The 20,399-nt window shown below is 40.1% G+C and carries 19 protein-coding genes and 1 pseudogene; 6 read left to right on the top strand and 14 right to left on the bottom strand.

Annotated features, from left to right (window positions below; all coding sequences use genetic code 11):
- Positions 1-76 precede the first annotated feature (76 nt).
- From AC1TO9_RS19430 to AC1TO9_RS19450, 5 genes are all read left to right on the top strand, one after another.
- The gene (locus AC1TO9_RS19430) at positions 77-1,024 is read left to right on the top strand and encodes a carbohydrate ABC transporter permease (protein WP_482056953.1); all 948 of its coding nucleotides are present in this window, start codon (positions 77-79) and stop codon (positions 1,022-1,024) included.
- 25 nt (positions 1,025-1,049) lie between these two features.
- Positions 1,050-2,072, top strand: a complete 1,023-nt coding sequence (locus tag AC1TO9_RS19435; RefSeq protein ID WP_482056875.1) for a glycosyl hydrolase — start codon at positions 1,050-1,052, stop codon at positions 2,070-2,072.
- Between the two features lie 37 nt (positions 2,073-2,109).
- Complete coding sequence (locus AC1TO9_RS19440) at positions 2,110-3,219, top strand: SGNH/GDSL hydrolase family protein (protein ID WP_482056874.1); 1,110 nt, start codon at positions 2,110-2,112, stop codon at positions 3,217-3,219.
- Positions 3,216-4,673, top strand: coding sequence for a glycosyl hydrolase (locus tag AC1TO9_RS19445; RefSeq protein WP_482060224.1), 1,458 nt, complete (start codon positions 3,216-3,218; stop codon positions 4,671-4,673). The genes AC1TO9_RS19440 and AC1TO9_RS19445 overlap by 4 nt, the downstream gene beginning before the upstream one ends.
- Positions 4,674-4,865: 192 nt before the next feature.
- Positions 4,866-7,427: a beta-mannosidase gene (locus AC1TO9_RS19450; RefSeq protein WP_482060225.1), complete on the top strand. Its 2,562-nt coding sequence runs from the start codon at positions 4,866-4,868 to the stop codon at positions 7,425-7,427.
- A 766-nt stretch (positions 7,428-8,193) separates the two neighbouring features.
- Here AC1TO9_RS19450 and AC1TO9_RS19455 read toward each other — a convergent pair.
- The 13 genes and pseudogenes from AC1TO9_RS19455 to AC1TO9_RS19515 all read right to left on the bottom strand — a co-directional run bounded on the left by AC1TO9_RS19455 (position 8,194) and on the right by AC1TO9_RS19515 (position 18,724).
- Positions 8,194-8,994 (bottom strand): hypothetical protein, encoded by an 801-nt coding sequence (locus AC1TO9_RS19455; protein ID WP_482060226.1) that lies wholly within the window; start codon positions 8,992-8,994, stop codon positions 8,194-8,196.
- 19 nt (positions 8,995-9,013) lie between these two features.
- Positions 9,014-9,112, bottom strand: a pseudogene (locus AC1TO9_RS19460) (reverse transcriptase domain-containing protein); the annotation flags it as partial.
- 107 nt (positions 9,113-9,219) lie between these two features.
- Entirely contained in the window at positions 9,220-9,978 is a 759-nt protein-coding gene (locus tag AC1TO9_RS19465; protein ID WP_482060227.1) for an ABC-2 transporter permease, read from the bottom strand.
- The gene (locus AC1TO9_RS19470; protein WP_482056868.1) at positions 9,975-10,748 is read right to left on the bottom strand and encodes an ABC transporter permease; all 774 of its coding nucleotides are present in this window, start codon (positions 10,746-10,748) and stop codon (positions 9,975-9,977) included. Before AC1TO9_RS19470 ends, AC1TO9_RS19465 begins: the two co-directional genes overlap by 4 nt.
- Positions 10,745-11,458 carry an ABC transporter ATP-binding protein gene (locus AC1TO9_RS19475; RefSeq protein ID WP_482060228.1) on the bottom strand — a complete coding sequence of 238 codons (714 nt, stop codon included), beginning with the start codon at positions 11,456-11,458 and terminating at the stop codon, positions 10,745-10,747. Before AC1TO9_RS19475 ends, AC1TO9_RS19470 begins: the two co-directional genes overlap by 4 nt.
- Positions 11,459-11,550: 92 nt before the next feature.
- Complete coding sequence (locus AC1TO9_RS19480; RefSeq protein WP_482060229.1) at positions 11,551-12,564, bottom strand: sensor histidine kinase; 1,014 nt, start codon at positions 12,562-12,564, stop codon at positions 11,551-11,553.
- The gene (locus tag AC1TO9_RS19485) at positions 12,561-13,238 is read right to left on the bottom strand and encodes a response regulator transcription factor (protein WP_482056865.1); all 678 of its coding nucleotides are present in this window, start codon (positions 13,236-13,238) and stop codon (positions 12,561-12,563) included. The genes AC1TO9_RS19480 and AC1TO9_RS19485 overlap by 4 nt, the downstream gene beginning before the upstream one ends.
- A 266-nt stretch (positions 13,239-13,504) precedes the next feature.
- Positions 13,505-13,798 (bottom strand): stalk domain-containing protein, encoded by a 294-nt coding sequence (locus AC1TO9_RS19490; RefSeq protein ID WP_482060230.1) that lies wholly within the window; start codon positions 13,796-13,798, stop codon positions 13,505-13,507.
- A 355-nt stretch (positions 13,799-14,153) separates the two neighbouring features.
- Positions 14,154-15,425, bottom strand: coding sequence for a sensor histidine kinase (locus AC1TO9_RS19495; protein WP_482060231.1), 1,272 nt, complete (start codon positions 15,423-15,425; stop codon positions 14,154-14,156).
- Between the two features lie 19 nt (positions 15,426-15,444).
- A complete protein-coding gene (locus tag AC1TO9_RS19500; protein WP_482060232.1) occupies positions 15,445-17,193 on the bottom strand; it encodes a DUF885 domain-containing protein in 1,749 nt (582 codons plus the stop codon).
- 70 nt (positions 17,194-17,263) lie between these two features.
- The gene (locus tag AC1TO9_RS19505) at positions 17,264-17,947 is read right to left on the bottom strand and encodes a response regulator transcription factor (protein WP_482060233.1); all 684 of its coding nucleotides are present in this window, start codon (positions 17,945-17,947) and stop codon (positions 17,264-17,266) included.
- 293 nt (positions 17,948-18,240) lie between these two features.
- Entirely contained in the window at positions 18,241-18,561 is a 321-nt protein-coding gene (locus tag AC1TO9_RS19510; protein WP_482060234.1) for a hypothetical protein, read from the bottom strand.
- Positions 18,542-18,724, bottom strand: coding sequence for a hypothetical protein (locus tag AC1TO9_RS19515; RefSeq protein WP_482060235.1), 183 nt, complete (start codon positions 18,722-18,724; stop codon positions 18,542-18,544). Before AC1TO9_RS19515 ends, AC1TO9_RS19510 begins: the two co-directional genes overlap by 20 nt.
- 163 nt (positions 18,725-18,887) lie before the next feature.
- Between AC1TO9_RS19515 and AC1TO9_RS19520 the strand changes: the two genes are divergently transcribed.
- The gene (locus tag AC1TO9_RS19520) at positions 18,888-19,073 is read left to right on the top strand and encodes an RNA polymerase sigma factor (protein ID WP_482060236.1); all 186 of its coding nucleotides are present in this window, start codon (positions 18,888-18,890) and stop codon (positions 19,071-19,073) included.
- Between the two features lie 457 nt (positions 19,074-19,530).
- Here AC1TO9_RS19520 and nfsA read toward each other — a convergent pair whose 3' ends face one another.
- Positions 19,531-20,271, bottom strand: coding sequence for an oxygen-insensitive NADPH nitroreductase (nfsA, locus tag AC1TO9_RS19525; RefSeq protein WP_482060237.1), 741 nt, complete (start codon positions 20,269-20,271; stop codon positions 19,531-19,533).
- Positions 20,272-20,399: the final 128 nt, after the last annotated feature.

Consider the following 20,399-nt stretch of genomic DNA (forward strand, 5'->3'; position numbering starts at 1 on the left):
ACGTTAAAGTGATGAAAGGGGCGTGGTCGTAGTGAGTAAAAAAATTACAGATCAACGATATTATCGTAATCAACGGATAATACAAAAAGTATTTGATCTTCTTTATGTAGTATTTCGTACATTGCTTGTTATTGGGATATCATTCATCATTCTCTATCCAATAATACAAAAGATAGCTGTTGCCTTTAAGGATAAAGTGGATATTTATAATCCTACCATTTATATGATACCTGTAAATTTCACTTGGGAAAATATTGTATTAGCGATGGGAATTCTTGATTACTTCCCAATGTTAGGGAAAACATTAGTCTTTGTCATTGTAACAACATTGTGTACAGTAGCTAGTTGCGCTTTAGCAGGATATGGATTTGCAAGATTTAATTTTCCTGGCAATGGGATATTATTCGGGCTTGTTATTATAACGATACTGGTTCCGACAACAACACTGATGCTTCCTTATTACTTGCATTTCAAAAATTTTGATGTTTTTGGGATATTTGAAATGATAACTGGAAAATCTGGTGTTAATCTCTTAAATAGTTATTGGCCGTCAGTTATTACTTCAGCTACTGCAATTGGCTTGAAGGCAGGATTATTCATCTATATATTCCGTCAATTTTTCAAAGGCTTGCCAAAGGAAATTGAGGAGGCTTCACTTATTGATGGGGCAGGAGGAATACAAACCTTTTTCCGAATTATGCTACCTAATGCTATTCCACCAATTATTACGGTTGTGTTGTTCTGCTTTGTATGGCAGTACAACGATACATTCTATACGACTTTGTTTATGAATGGCATGGAATTGATGTCTTTGAAAGTAGCGACATTACCGTCTCAAGCCAATCAATTTATACCCGAATTAATGGGGTATTCGCCTAGTTCAGGTTTTAAAGCTGATCAGAACCATGTGGCAATGATTATAGATACAGGGATATTACTTGCGATTCTACCATTACTAGTATTGTATCTTGTTGTACAACGATACTTCGTTGAAAGTATTGAAAGAAGCGGTATTGTTGGATAAATAAAAATTTTTAGGAGAGATGGTAATGGATACTAACAATAAATCAATGTATTATAATGTGCAGCCTACGCTTATTAATGATAAGGCTTCTGCATCTGCAAGAAGGTTAATGGATTATCTCTGTAGTGTATACGGTGAAAAGATACTTTCTGGTCAGCAGATCGGTGTTATTGGTCATCCTGAGATTGAAGTTATTCGGGAAACGACTGGTAAGTATCCCGCGGTGTATGGATTTGATTTTATGAATTACACACCTTCACGGGTTGAGCGTGGCTCAACCTGTGAAGATACCGATATTGCGATTCAGTGGTGGAGGGATGGAGGGATTGTCACTTTCTGTTGGCATTGGAATGCTCCAGTTGGCTTAATCGATTCTCCACCTGAACGGAGCTGGGATCGAGGATTTTATACCGAGGCTACGACCTTTAATTTTTCCGAAGCAATGGCAGATAAAGATTCTGAATTATTCCAACTCTTAGTTAGAGACATCGATGCGATAGCTCAGCAATTATTACGACTTCAAACTGAGGGCGTTCCTGTATTGTGGAGACCACTACATGAGGCGGTTGGTGGGTGGTTTTGGTGGGGAGCTCATGGAGCAGAGCCATGTATTGAATTATGGAAATATATGTACCATCGATTAACGGATTATTATGGATTGAATAATTTAATTTGGGTATGGAATGGTCAACATGGCGATTGGTATCCTGGTGATGAGTATGTAGATATTATTGGTGAAGATATCTATGCACCTGTACATGACTATAGCTCCCAGTTAGATCGCTTTCTTCAAGCCCGTTCTTATTCTAATAGTAATAAACTAATTACACTTTCGGAAAATGGCGTCATCCCCTCAATTTCAGAAATGATCAAGGACGATGCGTTATGGCTATGGAATTGTACATGGTATGGTGAATTTGTCTATCAACAGCAAGGTGATCAAATTAGCTATAGTGAAAAGTATACAGAGCGTAAGGATCTGATTGATTTTTATAATGATCCTAGAACAGTGACTCGAGATTTATTACCTAACTTTATAACCTTGTAAAGTAAATTGTTTATGAAAAGTTGAAGGAGATATAGAGATGATATTTCCATATTGGATAGAGAGAGAACCACTGACTGCTTTTCAACATCGTATTGCAGTCGGCACAGTTACTCTTGGATTTATAGGTGGATCAATTACAGATGCTAGACCACGCTCCAATTGGCCAGAATATGTCGTGCAATGGTTAGTTGCTCGGTATCCTAAAGTGAGATTTCGAATAGAGAATGCAGCAATAGGTGCTACAGGTAGTGATTTTAGTGTATTTAGAGTTCAACGCGATTTAATTGATCGTGGCTGTGATGTAGTCTTTATTGAATATGCTGTCAATGATGAGGAAATATCGACGGTGAAACGTAATCGAAGCAGAGAAGGACTCATTAGAAAACTGCTACAAGGGGATGTTAGGGATCTGATTCTAGTATATACATTTGATGATTCGATGATCATGCATATGGACAACGACAGCTATCCTCCATCAATTGAAGAGTTTGAGCAGCTAGCGAATTATTATCAATTACCATCCATTTGGGTAGGGAAGTACGGACTAGATCAAGTTAGATCAGGTAAACTATCAATGGAAGAATGGCTACCGGATGGAATTCATCCATCTAAAGTAGGTAGTCGTATGTATGCAGAGTGCGTTATTTCTTATTTACATGAGCAACTTCAAGCTAGCGACAAAATATCGAAGCTAACTAATCATGAAATTCCACATAATAGATTAATTGATCCAATGAATTCATTATGCTGGGAATGGGTTCATGAATTACCATTCTCACAAATAGTTACCAAGGGACGTTGGGTGGAACAACGCTGGCATGATTATGAATGGATTGATACTATTCTAGAAACTACGGAGATAGGTGCTACTCTAACCTTCGTATTTGAAGGAAGAGGACTAGTGCTTGCTTTTGATTTTGGTTATCAGTCTGCAGAATTCCATTATCGAATAGATAGTGGTGCATGGTTAGAGTCGAATCGTGATTGCCCAGATTGGGTAGGCGCAAGTGGATGGTATAGACTTTTTGATTGTGGAGATGATCTTCAGCCAGGGGAACATCGATTTGAGTTAGTCGTGCAGCACCGAGATACAGAAAGAACTCAAGAAACTTATTTTCGATTAGGAAAAGTAGGGATTATTACATGACTCAACCGAAAAATGTGAAGAAGCTAGGCATTGCTCTTATCGCGATATTATGTTTGACGTTAATACTTGTTATTATAACTGGGCAGCTTCAACCAAAAGAGATCAAGGAAGTAGGATCAATCTTAATTTTTGAAGCGGAAAGAGGTGAAACAAGTGGCACTGAATTGATGACTTCTGCTTCGGGTTATTCGGGTGATGGCTATGTAACATCATTTACCGATGAGGATGATCACCTCGTCATACCGATTCATGTTGATCAAGAGCAAATGTATCAATTAGCGATTGGATACCGTGCTTCGGGTGGTTATAAAGAGTCTGAGCTTTATGTGAATGATGAACCGTTCGGTAAAGTTATTTTTGAAGAGAGCGCGGTGTTTACTGAAGTAAAGGCTACTCGTCTAGTTCTGAAAGCTGGCGATAATACGATAACGATACGCAGAGGCTGGGGATACTTTGATATTGATTACGTAGCTTTACAAACTATTGATATAGCAGACTTAGCAGCAGCTCCTCTTACCGAACAATTAAGTAATCCGAATGCTACACCAGAAGCTGTACAATTAATGGAATACATGAATGAACAAGCAGGTAAGTTCGTATTGTCTGGACAACAAAACTATACTCATATTATTGATATAGAAAATATGACTGGTAAACGTCCTGCTATTGTAGGTTTTGACTTTATTGAATATTCGCCTACTAGAGCTGCTTTTGGTTCACGATCATCAGAGGTTGAATCCGCTATTGCATGGCATAAGCAAGGGGGAATAGTTTCCTTCTTATGGCATTGGAATGCACCGACAGGTCTTATTAATGAACCAGGTAAAGAGTGGTGGAGAGGTTTCTATACTGACGCTGTTACTTTCAATTTGACAGATGCGTTAGCAGATAAGAATAGCGAGCAGTACCAATTATTGCTATCAGATATGGATGTTATCGCTGAGAAAATCAAAATTCTTAAAATTAATGATATACCGATACTATTTAGACCATTGCATGAAGCTGATGGAGGTTGGTTCTGGTGGGGAGCAAGTGGCCCAGAAGCAGCTGTTGAGTTGTATCGCATAATGTATGATCGCCTTGTCAATGTACATGAACTGGACAATCTTATCTGGGTATGGAATTCAGTAACTCCGAGCTGGTATCCTGGTGATGATGTCGTTGATATTGTTAGTTATGATAGTTATCCTGTAGCAGGTGATCATAGCGCCATTTCATCTTATTATGACAAACTTATCAAGCTAACAGGTGGTACGAAATATATTGCTATGATGGAAAATGGATCAATTCCTGATCCTGATGCCATGGTACAGTACGGAGCTAATTGGGGGTTGTTTATTACTTGGAACGGTGATTTCCTAATGGATGGTAAACATAACAGCAAGGATTTTCTCAATAAAGTATATAATGATCCTAGAGTAATAACGTTAGAGGATCTACCATGGTCTCCCTGAAAAAAAGGAGACTTTTTTTGTGAATGTAATGGGAAAAAGATAGAGTTATTGACTATAAAGTTATGTGCTGTTATCATTTGTTATATAAAATGTTATAATAATTATAACAAAAATAACAAAAATACTTATGTGGTTTTATTCATTACATTAATTTCTGGACGACTATAATTGCACATTACTGGAGGATGTAACATGAGCCAAACAATGTTAATAGATTCATGGCGTTTTAAGTCAGAGAAGGATAATGAGTGGTTGCCTGCTAATGTTCCAGGTTGTGTGCACACTGATCTATTGCATAATGAACGTATTTCTAATCCGTTCTATGGTACGAATGAGCATGATCTACAATGGATTGACAAACTCAACTGGGAATACGAGACGTATTTCACGCCATCAGCTGAATTTTTACAAGAAGAGCGTCAGGAGCTTCACTTCAAAGGCTTGGATACCTATGCAGATGTATTTGTGAATGAAAAGCTAGTGCTTTCAGCGGATAATATGTTCCGAGATTGGAAAATTGATGTAACTGGCTTATTACATACGCAAGAGAATAATATTCGAATATTATTCCGTTCTCCGATTCAAGAGGATTTACCGAAATTACATGCGTTAGGCTATCCATTACCTGCATCGAACGATCAATCTGAATTAGGTGGATTAGGTGAGGAGAAGGTGAGTATTTTTGCTCGTAAAGCTCCTTATCACTATGGTTGGGATTGGGGTCCGCGCTTTGTTACAAGCGGAATTTGGCGCGAAGTAGAATTAGTTAGTTGGTCAGGTGTTATTGTAAGAGATTTATTTATTGATCAACTATCGGTTACTGCGGAATCTGCTCTGCTGGCAGCAAAAGTAACGGTGTCCGTAGAACAGAGTGGCTCGTTACAATTGCAAGTTCAGTCAGATAATAACACTTGGGATTTACATATTGATGTCGAAGCAGGCGAGCATAATCTAACTCTTCCGATCGCAATTGATGAGCCGAAGCTATGGTGGAGTAATGGCTTAGGGGAACCTAATCGTTATCAGTTTAATGCTGTAGTCACTTTGCAAAGCGAAGGTAGTTCTCATTTGGCGCAAGAGACGGTTACTACAGGACTACGCACTGTCAAATTAATTCGTGATCGAGATGCGGTTGGCTCGGGCGCAACTTTCCACTTTGAGCTTAATGGAGTAGCTGTATTTGCCAAAGGAGCGAATCATATACCTAATGATAGCTTTATCTCGGAAGTTACTGAGGATCGTTACCGTGCCGAGATACAGTCTGCAGTAGAAGCAAATATGAATATGCTCCGTGTATGGGGCGGCGGCATTTACGAAGCGGATGCATTTTACGATTTATGTGATGAGTACGGCATTATGGTATGGCAGGACTTTATGTTTGCATGCAGTATGTACCCTGGCGATGAGGCGTTTTTGCAAAGTGTTCGTGCAGAAGCAATTGATAATGTAAAGCGTCTACGTAATCACCCATCTATCGTACTATGGTGTGGGAACAATGAAATCGACTCTGCATGGGCGCATTATGATGAGGATGGAGGCTGGGGTTGGAAGAAGGATTATGAGCCAGCAATTCGTGAGAAAATATGGGCAGATTACGAGAAAATCTTCCATGAACTATTACCTGATGTTGTAGCAGAATTACACGCTACAATTGATTATTGGCCTTCATCTCCAATTGTATCCGTTAGTCATAACGAAGCGCAGCATGCACATCCGTTGACCAATGAAGGTGATGTTCATTACTGGGGTGTATGGCATAATGTAGAACCATTCGAAAACTATCAAATTAAGCTTGGACGCTTTATGAGTGAATATGGATTCCAATCGTTCCCAGAGTATCGTACGATTCGTAGCTTTGCCGAAGAATCTGATCTAGCAATCGATACAAAAGTAATGATGGCTCATCAGAAAAATGGTGATGGGAATCGTCTCATTAAGGAATATATGGATATATATATGTCACAGCCTACTGATTTCAAAGGCTTCTTATACCTAAGTCAAGTACTTCAAGCAGATGCTATGCAAATGGCGATTGAAGCACATCGTAGAAAAATGCCATACTGCATGGGCTCCTTATACTGGCAAATGAATGACTGCTGGCCGGTTGCTTCATGGGCGGGAATTGACTACTATGGTCGCTGGAAAGCACTTAACTATTATGCTCGCCGCAGCTTTGCGAGTATACTACTATCGACACAGGTTGAGGATAGTGAGCTAGCGATCTACCTTGTATCTGATAAGCTCCAGTCCGTTAGCGGAACATTACAAGTTCAATTACGTCATATGTCAGGTGAGGTATTGTACGAGGAGCAAGCTGTGGTCGCTCTTCCGGTAAATACATCACAAGTCGTTAAACGTCTAACGATCGCTGATTTACTGAAGGGATACAATGAAAATGAAGTATTCGTCGTTGCATCGTGGTCCGCTACTAGTGGAGAAGCGGCACAAGCAATCTACTATTTCGTGAAAAATCAAAAACTATTGCTGCAACAGCCACAGATTGAAGTTAGCGAAACAGTAGAAGACGGGGCAACGATTATTACTTTACAATCAAAGGCATTAGCCAAACAAGTTGTTTTGACTTCGGAGGTTGATGGCATATGGTCTGATAATTATTTCGATCTTATTCCAGGTGTACCTTATACTGTAACGTTTACGACTTTGGATCGAACTGGTCATTTTGCTGGTAAAGTTGATGTGAAATCAATGATCGATTTTATTGTGCAGGATGCTACGGTGTCTGCTCAGGTGTAACGATAAATAAAGTAGATTTTAATTTTCAGCCCGTAAGCCCTGATTTGTGGGAGCTTACGGGCTTATTTGTGGAATTAACCTATCTTTTTACGGCCATCTAATCTGTCATATTCTGCTACAATTAAGTGAGAAACAGTGAATAGGAGATGATTATGACAATAGCGATTTTTTTTGATGTAGACGACACACGTATTTCATATTTCATAAAGGATCGCGCAGCATGGATATCATAGGGCCTTAAACTTGCATCACTGATAGAAGAATACGATGAGGTTGATGTTCGTAGGATGGGATTCAACGAAAATTGGAATGATTTATTAATAAAGCGCTGATGGGGCTTTTTATTTCCTCCAAGATATTAAGGAGGCTAGTGAAGTGTTCAAAAATTGGTCTAACTAAAAGTAGTATGGTAAAGTTAGTTTTTTCGATGTTGAGATGAAAACTAATGTTATATAACTATTTAGTGGTTACTTATTCACAAAACCCGTATTTTGTACATATGTCTGTGTCATTTTAAAAATAGTTCATCGTCCTTCTTGTTGTCTGCTGTCCAATGACATTATTGTTCCCATATTAATGTCATTAATCTCCCTACAATGTTTGTTTCTAACCCTGATGGATTAGGACCTCTACTTCGGCTACGGCACTTTAAAGGGTAAAGTTACCGAGTGGATTTGAACCACTTAGATTGTGCGACTGTGAGGCGCACAAACAAAGAAGCCTGATTTCTCAGGCTTCTTTGTTTCTCCATCATTTTTTTGTCTATTCAGGAGTCTGTATGTTCTCTTTTATAAATTTCTGCTTGTTCATCTAATTTCTTTAGCCCATACTTAATGGTGCCAAAAGATTGCCAGCCTTTGACCGCTCGTCCGCAAATCGCTAACATGGGGTCTTTACTATTGTCACTCCACTCATCATTGTACCAAAGATATAGTTTTTGGTTTACGATTGCGATTAGTGCACCATCTTCGCGAAGCGTAATGATGTTATACGCCCAGGTGTGATCGTCTTTCAGTGTTGGCGGACAAGGAATGGAACGCCATGCATCATCATCCACTCGCCAAATCGCCTTTCCCATCGGGCTGTCGGCAGGAACCTCACTGTGCAATTTACTCAGCTCGACGATTCGCAGGTCCTGCCCGTCGTAGAAACAGAGTTTATTTCCACCAGTCGCAACAAACCCCCGATCGCGTGCGAGACCCTTACCTGCTTGAAATTGCAAAGGCCCTTCATACTGGTCGTCACGCACGATCAGTTGAGGCTTATCGCCTGATAGAAGGCCGTAGAATCGACCATTATCATCGACTGCGCTCACGATTCCAGTATGTTTAGCAAATATTTTTACATTACCTAAGAGGAACAGGCTCATTTGCGTAAAATCGGCGAATACACGAACAACCTCGGCCCCTCCTTCCATTGCGCGTCCATTCGAAAATGCGTTGACGGCATTGTAGATGGACTCGATTCCTCCCGTGAGGCCTTTCGTAAAAAGATCTGCGTTGGCGTATTCCGTGAGATCGCTGGTGTGGTCCTGAATGGTGTTTAACTGGCCTTCCGCTGTAACCATGGTCCCTTTGAGATTGGTTAGTATGGTTGACGTTGTCGAAGAAACCCAAAATGTCGATGTCTACCACATAATGAATCAACGCCTGATTGATGAGAAATTTAACACTTGCAATGGCATGGCATGAATAGTTCTTCGCTTTCGCTCTTCATAAATCGGTTTAAGCCAATCCTTTTCCAGAGGGGTAAATTCATTTCCTTATTTTGTGAAAACGATGAAACCTACAACTTAGGCATCTCGTTTACGGTAAAATACAATAGCTACTGTAATAAAGATCAGTGTCCATAACATTGAAATACCTGTCCCTTGCATTGGTGTAAGGACATTTATTTCATCAGAGGAAGGCGGCATATACATATAATATCCTGCCGTATCCGGAAAATAATTTTTAATACTAGGTAGATAAACTCTCGACAATGGACTGACAATGAAATACAAACCAAGCAGTATCACTAATGCAGGAGTGGTTCGTCTTAATATAGCACCTATAGCTGCACTGAGAAGTGTGGTTAATGTTAGATAGCCTGTTGCACCTACTAATGTTACTATCATTGTGTCTATTTCTATCACTACTGCTGTGTCTCTCATCATAATAAAAGTAAATAGTACACCTGATGCAGCAATAATAAACGCCACAGGAATAGTTATAATTGCCAATGCCAAATACTTCGTGGATAATTGAAACCCACGCCAAGGTATCGTAGTTAAAGTAGTTCGAATCTGTCCACCTGTATACTCCGAACAAGTAGCTAAGATACCAAGAATAATGAACCCTGCTTGAAGATATACCATAGAAGCAAGTCCTATATTCAGTATATTTTGCATTTCTGCTGCCCCTTGAAGACCAACAGAAGTAAAAGCTGCGGCTAAAGCTAAGTTAAGAATGAATGTACCCATAAGAGTGAGCCAAATCCATGGTAATGTAACTAATTTATCCAGTTCAGAACCAAGGATTTGTGTTATCTTTCTACTAGATGAGACACTCATGATGCAACGTCCCTCCTATGGAATACAATAGCTGCAACAATGAAAATAACGACTACCCAGGCAAACATGACTAAACCGCCTGTGAACGGGGTGTGAAATCTGTCGAATAAACTGCCTGTGAACGTGTCGCTCGTAAACATAAACATATCAATGCCAGCCCTATCTGGTAAGTAAAACGCCAACTTTGTAACCCTATAAAGCAGGACACTAAATGATACAACGGATGAATTTATCATGAGCACAGTAAGCGGGATGATTCCATTCTTAGTTAGCAAAGTAATCCCAAATGCTAAAAGAGCAGTAAATGCCCAGTAACAAACCACGCCAATAAGTCTAGATGCTTCAAATGCAGGGGCGTACTCACCAAGAATAAGATGTGTTGCTGACGCAGTTGTCATCATAGCAACAATACAAAGCAGTATGCTGATCACTGTCACAGCGCCTGCTTTTGCCAGCAAAAAATGAAGTCGGGATGAAACAACAGTTAAACTTGTTGTAATCTGTTGTCCTCCACCAGATTCACTGCTCTCAGTCAAATACTCACTGCTGACAGCAAGCACACCAAGAATAATGACACCTTGTACACCAAAAGCTAATCCAGTATAGCCAACTTCCGATAGCCGTGTGCTAACTCCAGCTATAATTTCCTCTTTTTGTGCTATGATGTCCAAGGCAGCAAAGACCGCTGGGGCAAATGCTCCAATAAGAAAGGCAAGCCAAATGCTCGGCAGGGAGAACAGTTTAGATAATTCCGCGTTGAATGCTCTCATACAACATCACCTTCATGTTCAGAGGTCAGGGCAAAAAAGGCTTCCTCCAGCGTGGAATGGTGACCTATTACTTCTTCCAATGTTCCATCTGCAACGATTTTTCCATGCTTAATAATCACCACATCATCAACAGTCTCTGCAAGCTCTCCCATTAGATGACTGGATAGTAATACCGTGTTTCCAGACTCAGCACGTTCACGTAAAAATGTCCGAATCCAACGAATTCCTTCTGGGTCGAGCCCGTTTACGGGTTCATCTAAAACCAATATTTTTGGATCACCAAGAAGTGCAGCTGCTATTCCAAGTCTTCTCCCCATACCAAGGGAATAACTCCCAACACGTTTGCTAGCTACATTAGTAAGACCTACTATTTCCAGAACTTCCTCAACACGTGAGCGAGAGATTCCTGCGGCATGAGCAATCCAACGCAAATGCGCCCGTCCTGTTCGCATACGATGAGCTCCAAATCCATCAAGTGCGGCACCTACTGTTGCTAGAGGATTATGTAATTCTGCGAATGGCTTTCCATTAATTAGTGCACTTCCTGAGGTGGCACGATCTAATCCAAGCAGGATTCGAAGTGTAGAACTTTTACCTGCCCCATTTGGACCTAAAAAACCAGTTACTCTACCTGGTCTAGCTTTAAAACTAATACCTGATAAGATTTCTTGAGTTCCGCGATGTTTGACTAAGTTATTAATTGTAAGCAACCATAACACTTCCTTTCTGTTATGGTTCTAATTATATAGAAGCAAAGTTACATCTCGGTTATCATGTTGTTTAATTCTGGGTTACCTTTAGGTTAAGCTCTACCAATAGCTACTCTTGTGCCATTTTCATTTGATGTAAAGTCAGCTTTCAGCTTCATTTTTTTCAACATATAATTTGAAGTCGATAAACCAATCTCCGCCCCACGCGCATAGGAAGAGTTATCCATACCTGGACCTCTGTCTGCAACAATGATCAGTTCTTTTTCTACATCAACCACAATGTTTGCATATTTCCCCTCTGCTGCATGGCGAAGAATATTCTGAAATAAATTATCCAGAACCCGTGTCATCCATTTAGGATCTGCTTCCCAATAAAAAGTCTCCTCTGTCGGTAAATCAACATCGAGCTGAATTTCTTTTTCTTCAAATACAGGATACCACGCAGCAACAGAAGCTCTTACTAAACGTCCAATGTCTGTTGAAGTGGGCCCAAAAGGATGTTTCCCTGATGTAAGCAATGTATAGGAAAGTAAATCATCCATTAAATCTCCGACTCTTGTAATCGTATGGTTGATCTCTGTTAATGAGTCTTGTCCTTCTAAACTCATGGATTCTTTATTTAATCTGGTAACATGTCCTCTCAAAATGGTAAGTGGCGTTCGTAAGTCGTGAGATAAATTCGCAATGAGTCGATGTCGTAATAATTCCTCTTCATATTCTCGCTTTCGACTGTCTTCAAGCTGCTGAATCATCCAATTAAAAGAACTTCCTAACTGGTCAATTTCATCCATACGATCACTTTGAACAGATATTGGTTTAGGAAATGAATTATTATTAGCTGAAAATGACATGACTTCCTGTAAGCGGGTGAGACGTTTACGAAGTCTCAAGAAGAAGAGCCAAGATATTACAACAAATGCGACAATAATAAAACCAAACAAAAGTAATGTAACGTAAAATTGATTTAACCTATTCGGATCTTCTTCATTGATACCGCCCGAAAAATCAATGAACGTAAAGATGAAAATAAGCACAATTGGAGGAAAAAAGATAAATAGAAAATGTCCTTTTAGGAAACGACGAAATAATGATCTAGTCTGTTTCATAGTTTCACCCGATAGCCTATTCCCTTCAACGTTTCAATAATCTCTGGGGAATCAGGATGACGTTCCAACTTTTGACGCAATCGATGGATATGCACCATTAATGTTTTATCACCAGTGATATAAGTTTCTTGCCAAATTGCTTCATAGATTTGTTCTTTTGGTAATACTTGATTAGGGTGGCGTAAGAAGTACATTAAAATTTGATGTTGTTTCCCTGTCAATATAATTTCTTCTCCTGTGATTTTGTCCAATACCATTTGGACTTCTGGATCTACTTCAATATGATTTCCTAATGAAATGCGTTCGGAATGTGTTCCACCACTTCGACGGAATAATACTTCTAATCTTGCAACTAATTCATCCGTATGGAATGGTTTCGTTAAATAGTCATCAGCAAATTGTAAACCATCTACCTTGTCATCTATCGATGTTCGAGCAGATAACAACAAAATGGGAACAGCAGGAGCTGCCTTTTTTAATCGTTTTCCCACAGTAAATCCGTCTAAACCGGGTAACATGATATCCAAAATAACGATTTCATACTGATGTACTTCTTTTTCGGCTCCTTCACCAGAAAGCAGCCACTGAACTGAAAATCCTCGCTGTTCCAATTCTTCTTTTACCCAACTACCTATTTTCTCATTATCTTCAATATATAATACGTTTCTTTTCAAGTAACATCCCTCTCTCTAAATTGATTGAGTTCACTATTAGTTTAAACTATGTCCTCAGTATCGTCCTGAAAACCCCATATTTTTAAAAATGAATATCTTTCTATAACATGACTAATCACTAATTGGCATATCTGAAATCGTTGCGTCATTGTTCAAAATATATAAGTGAACTTTATTATCTTCAAGGTTAACATAAGATATCGAATACATATATAATTCATTATTTTTCCATTCAATATATAAATAAGCTCCAATTTTTCTGTTAATCAGCCCATTTTTTCATTAAATAATGCTTGCACCTCTTCCTTTGTTAATCCCAACTTTAGTTTCTTTTTAATTTCTATCATTTTTTCAACTACTTTTCGATCTTTTATTTTAACTTCTTCAGCAATAGGATCAGCTACTACAGTCTCAGTAGCAGTTGTTATACCGATGGTTTTTAAAGCCTTATTCCACTGAACTTGTCCGCCAATTGCCTCCACAATTGCTTCTGCAGGTAATATAGTGGTGCCATTGATAATAACTGCAATCTGTTTCCATAATAAGTTTCCTAATAACATTATCTATTTAAACAATCCTCATTTACTACTATTAAAGATAACTCCCTCTATGAAGAATCACTTTGGCACATTCGTTTTCTCTGCTAAATGTAAGCACCGCTACAATGTAGGTGACTTTATGTCAAAATTCCACAATGTGGGAAGATTAGTGCATTTTAGCGTGACATCAATTTGCCTACACAAAAATAAAAAAGCCTGATTTGGCAGGCTTCACAGATAATGCTTATGTAGGTAATTTAGTATCGTTGGACACTAAATTAATCATGTCGGAGGACAAGAACTTGGTCCCTTAGCTTAATGAAAACGGCAGCCGATTGTCTGGTCGGCTGCCGCAGTATCCTATGAACTCTATTATTTAACTAATCACTGGAAAACGAATCATAACGGTCGTACCACACCCTACCCCGCTGCTAATGTGGACAGAACCTTGATGTTGATCGACGATCCAACGCGCGATCGATAGCCCTAGACCCGCTCCATGATCCCCTCTATTTCTAGAGGAATCTCCCTTGTAAAAGCGATTAAATACGAGTGGCAATTCGTGTTCCGAAATACCCACTCCGTTATCCTTGACGGTTACGAGAACTGATTTCCCTTGCCTAAGACACTCAAGATCGATTTGCCCATCTGCCTGCGTAAATTTAATGGCATTGTCCAACAAAATCATGAACAACTGTATGAGACGATCCTCATCTCCATTCATGAGCAATTCCGAGCCTTCGACATGAAGCTGTAACCGCAACTGCTTGTAATCCATTATCGGTTCTATATTTTTTGCAATCTCTTTAATGATCCCGTCAACTCGCACAGGTTTGCATGAGATGACTTCCTCATGTGAATCGCCTCTTGCCAGAAGAAGTAGCCCGTCTACCATGTTGCTCATTCTTTTGGTTTCTTTCAGAATGGCTGAAATTGGAGCGCTTTCTTCCTCGATCCTATGATCGGGATGGCGTAACAATATTTGTGTTTGCCCTCGGACGACCGAAAGCGGACTCCTCAACTCGTGAGAGGCATCTGCAACGAATTGCTGCTGCTTGTCCCAAGCCTTCTGAATCGGAATGAGCGCCCGTCTAGCCAATGCGTAACCTACGATGATAGATATTAACGCACCGATACCGATTCCGATACTAATACTCCATAATAACCGATTCAAATAATACGCCTCGGCAGAAATTTCCGTATATATCTGAACTGTTTTCAAGGGCCTGTGTGACAGCTCCTCGGCGAATGGCAAATTTCCCTGATAGGGTCTGCTCACGAATCGATAGGTTTTCTTATCCACGCGTATTGACTCGGGTCCCATGTTGTTTTGTTTTTCCCGAAGCATCAAACTCAATTCGATAAATGGTCCTTTATAATAATAGCTTTGAATCAAGGTATCGTTGGAATCCCAATAAAATGGCATCATAAAACGTTCCGGTTCCTTCGAATCAATGTTAATAACTTGCTCCCCGCTACTTAGAGAAATTTGTTGCATATGGTCAATATTAAATACCAGCTGACGGTCAATGTCGGAATATATCCGATAATGCGCCAGCCCGTATAACGCTCCCCCCAGTATGATGAGCAAGCACAATACGACCGTGCTGTTCCATATCGTCATTCGTACTAACGTGCGTTTAATCATATCGGGGTCTGCTCTCCTTTTATTTGACGGACTTGATGTATTGATTCACTTGCTGCTCCAATATCGGAAATGGCATATTACCGTTTCGAAGAAGAACGGAATGAAAAATTTTAATGTCGAAACGATCATTGAGCTCGCTTTCCGCTTTCTCTCGAAGGGATTGGAATTGATCATATCCGATGGCATAGCTCGTTAATAGTCCGGGAAAAGCAATGGTGCTGTCAATCAAGGGATCGTTCCCCGTTCCGATGACACTCACCAGATATTCATTAGCTTGTTCTCTTGTCCATCTCAGCCCATTAATACCCGTGTCGATAACGGTTCCAAGGTACAAAGAAAGCAAATGACTTTGTACCGTGTTCTGATCAAGCAAGCCCATCTCTACGCCTATAGATTCCGCATAGGTTGCCCATCCTTCTGTGAATCCGGGTAAATTAGTTATTTTACGGGCTAATGGAATTTCCGGTTGGTTGTATTGAATAGAAAATTGAAAATGATGTCCTGGAACGCCCTCATGCATCGCAAACATTTTAGCTTCCTCTTCGGAAATCCGTCCGGCGGGCGGGAAAAAAAATCTTCCATTCCTATCGCCATTAATAGAAGGGGGGAGATAAAACGCGCCTGCAATCGACAACGGAGCCGGATATAACCGCACATCCACGGGATTGTTGGGAATAAGCGCTTCTTCAAACCAATCGGACAATTGAGGCTTTATTTCCGACAAACTGCGGTTAACCGTTTGCAGTAATTCATCTCCTGCTACGTGTTGGTTTACAGCTGTAGTCTCTTGTGCTTTCCCCGGGACTGGGCTTCTTAGCTCCTTTACAATCTCTTCCGCTTTGCGTTTGGCGATCTCGTGAATTTCTAGAGGACTTAAGTCCGTGCCAGTGTAAAGTCTAAGCAGAGCAGAATAATACTCGCCGCCACCCGGCTGACTCCAAACCCCCTGACCCACGGATGCTTGCTTCAGAAGATCATTTTGGATCAAATCGGTAAGTTTGCCGTAAGAAGGTAGTACATGATCACTTAAAGTCTGTAGTAACGCCTTTTTCAGTTCCTGTTCTTTGGACGGTTTGAGCTTTATCTCCGATAATTTCTCTACATATGAAGTGTACAAATCCATTTTTTCCGGATTTTTTCTCTTCAAATTGTCATAACCCATGAGTATTTCATTCAAAAATTCAGAAGTGGGGAGGAGCCCTTTCTCTTGTTTGTCCTGAATTCTGTCTATGTAATGTGCGACCTTGTCCGAAAACCCATTCAGCGCAACAATATAATTTTCTGCATCTGCTTGGTTACGAATCGGATAGTTGTTAGTGAAAAACGACGAGAACCTGACTAGGGAAACATATCCGACTGTGTTCAAATCCGAATATTTGTTCAATTGTTGTGCCGCGCTTAGTTGCCATTTGACGATATCGTAGGTAAGCTTGTCTTCCGAGGAAAGCTTGGCCACGTCGTATGCATCCAACTTTTTCAAAAATTCTTCGGTATCATCGTTAATTTGTTGGTAATAGGCATCCGAGTAGTCGGAAAGCTTAGTGGGATCCCATCGAAGACCATTCACTTCTTCCGCACCATAATAAAGCTGAGACTCGGGGTCCTCATTCAGGGTGGCAACCGCCATCTTTTGAATTATGGTGCCGAAGTCCTCTGATTTATGTTGATCCGGCCATAACAAACCAGCTACAGTCAGCAAGACAAGTAATCCTGCTGCCAATAAAATAGTCAATCTGGTGTTCTTAAACATCTTTCTTACAAGGTTCATGTATTAATCTCCCCTTTGATAGAGTATAGGAAGAGTATAAGAGATGAACCTTTGATTTCCCTTTGAAAAACTACTCGTTTATTTTTATTCTGAGTATGTAGCCCAAACCTCTTACGGTTTGGATATATTGATCGGCATGCCATGGAGACAGCTTCTTCCGAAGATAATGGACATAGAGCTCCACGATGCCAATTCCCGCTTCCGAATCGAGTCCCCAAATTCGGTAATAGATTTGCTCCTTCGTCACGATCTGCTCTTTATTCATGAGCAGGTACTCAAGCAACTCATATTCCTTTTCTGTTAAAGTCAGCTCTTCTCCTGTGACCGTAATTGCTCGATTTCTAACTTGAATAGCAATCGGGCCATAGCTAATCTGCTCTTCTTGATTAATCTTGCCATAACGGCGCAGCAGCACTTTAACTCTGACGATCAGCTCTGGAATCTCGAATGGCTTCACCACATAATCGTCCGCTCCGATCGTTAACCCTTTTACCCGGTCGTGTAATCCGTCTTTTGCCGTCAGACAAAGAATCGGGGTATCCACTCTTTGCTTCCTCAGCTCTTGGATGATTGTAAAACCATCAACCTGAGGCAGCATAATATCCAAAATAATTAAATCGAACTCTCCGTTCAATGCGTGATGCAAGCCCTCTTCTCCGTTATGACACTCCGTAATCTTATGCCCTTCATCCTGCATAACTCTTGCAATTGTATACGAGATCCCAATATCGTCCTCTACGATCAACAGTTTCATAAGCTCCTCCATGGATGAACAAATATAGTGGTGTTGAACTAAACCGCTACGCGGTAGCTTTTTAAATCCTACAATCTCTCACTGCCAATTCCTAAACCTTCCTTTATCATCTAGTGAAAAAGGAGGTTATTTATTTATGCAAGATTTAATTCAATCTATGACATTTTCAATGGAGTTACGAGGGTTCGCCAAAGTCAATCTTGTAAGAACATAGTGTGATCCATCCTTTTGTTGAATTGTGAGAGAAATCTGCTTTAAGGAAATTATTCGATAGGGATATTAACATATCCTGCCTATACAAAAGTAAACAGGTTAATCCCGACTACCTTGTGAGAAGTATGCTTGTTTTTAGCAATCACTCGAAAGACGACTTGGTTCATTTCTCTTCTACTGGAAATAACTAAGTGACCCTTCTCAGCATGATCATACTCATCGTAGGGTACCCGAAATTCCCAGATGCAATTTACTGCTTTTTGCGCCAACCCATCAGTCGTTCCTTGGAAAAGAACTTGTCCGTTGTTTAGGACGGCTACCTTTTCACAGCTAGATTCGCTATCACTAATAATATGGGGAGATAGTATAACGGAATAATCCTTACTTAACCTCTCGATCACATTTTTCAACTTGCAGATCAATATCCTTTAATGCTTGAAAATTCCGATAGGATTTATTTAATCCTTCAATTTTTATATTAACCATATGCTTCTCTCCCTCAATAATCATGTGCATGTGCATGTGTCTATGCTTAACACGAATAGAGGCAAGAAATTGTTTCATTCATAATTTTTTCTACTATAGAATAGGTCCCTTTCTCACATACGGGGTACCGCCCCCGTATACTGTGTTTTTTTTCCATGTAACCTTCTAGCTACCTACCCGATCTAATATATGTAACGTTACAAACATTCTAATACTTCTATTCAAGAAAGCAGGTGAACCCTTGCATACAGATCCTATTGTCGTCAAAGCCCAAGCTGGGGAACCTGAAGCATTCATGCAGTTGATGCAAGAGATAGAGTTACCCTTGTATAGAACTGCAAGGTCCATCGTCAATAAAGACGAAGATTGTGCAGATGCCCTGCAGGAGACGTTTGTGTTGAGATTTATTTCACCTCAACCCGAATAACCTCACTTCGAACCTATCGATGGCTATTCGCTAATTCAATCTATAACTCGTATAATCCCGCTGCTTGCCTATAATCTTGGTGTAAGCCGTCCACGGTTAGGAGTTATAACTCTCAGTTTCTGCGTATCTACAAGCTTACCATTTTCATAGAGTCTATAGATCGTCCCGTTATCTTAATATGAAAATCATGTCCCTCAGACAGGATTTATCTTCCTATGTAGAGATTGAGTTCCCTAAGAGATTCACTATAGTTTCGACGCATTTGTGAGGAAATCCGATCTAACGACTGTCGAATTTCACAATCTACTTCATCTGTCATGAATTATCCATCCCTGTCATCCGAATGGTATTTAGCAGACTAAAAGTATCACGGTGATATACAGGTGTCAATTCACCTTAGAGCTACCTCCTATTGGGGGCAGCTCTAAGGTTCAAAAAGTTTGAATTTGTCTGAAACTTATTTTTTGGCAAATCCTTGCTTGTTTAAATAGTCCATCATTTGAGGCTGAATACTTCTCTGGAGATGATCCTGGATGTGGGCACTCCATCCTTTTACTTTTTTTACGGTGAAAGGGGCACTCACCGGACGACTTTCATAATAGTTCAACATGGTTTCATCATAGATAGCTAATTTCTCTTGATCCAGTGATTGGTACTGATTTTCAAGTAACACCATGGATTGAGGCAGCCGAGGTTTCAGCTCAGGTTTATCTCCAGCTGGATTACCGATGCATAACCCTACCAAAGGGACCACATATTTCGGTAAATTCAATACGTCAGATAGTTCGTTAATATGACTTCTGACGGCTCCAATAAATACCCCGCCGAGCCCCAGGGATTCGGCCGCAGTTAACGCATTTTGTGCCATCAATCCGGCGTCAAATGAACCGATCAATAGAAATTCAATATAATCGATATCCACTTCCTGGGCAATTTGATGATTTCGGTTAAAATCTGCACAGAAAATCCAAAACTCTGCTGCTTCTTCAATATAAGTTTGATTAGCAGAAAGTTGGCTGACTTTTTTTCGAAGAACCGGATCTGTGATTCGAATAATGGACACGGCCTGCAGAAGACTGAACGATGAAGTTTGATTCGCTGCCATAAAGATCGCATCTATTTGTTCCTCGGTCAGGGGTTGTGATGTATAAGAACGAACCGATGTATGGTTATGAAGCAATTGAAGCGTATTATTCATTAAAATCCTCACCTCTATTTGTTTAATCCATATTCTCGCGTAGTTTTTTCTTCATAGTTTAAATGTTAAATGATTTTGTTCTGTTCAGTGACATTGACACCATCATATATTTACTTGTTTCAGCTGCA

Source organism: Paenibacillus sp. Y916 (genome assembly GCF_056786435.1).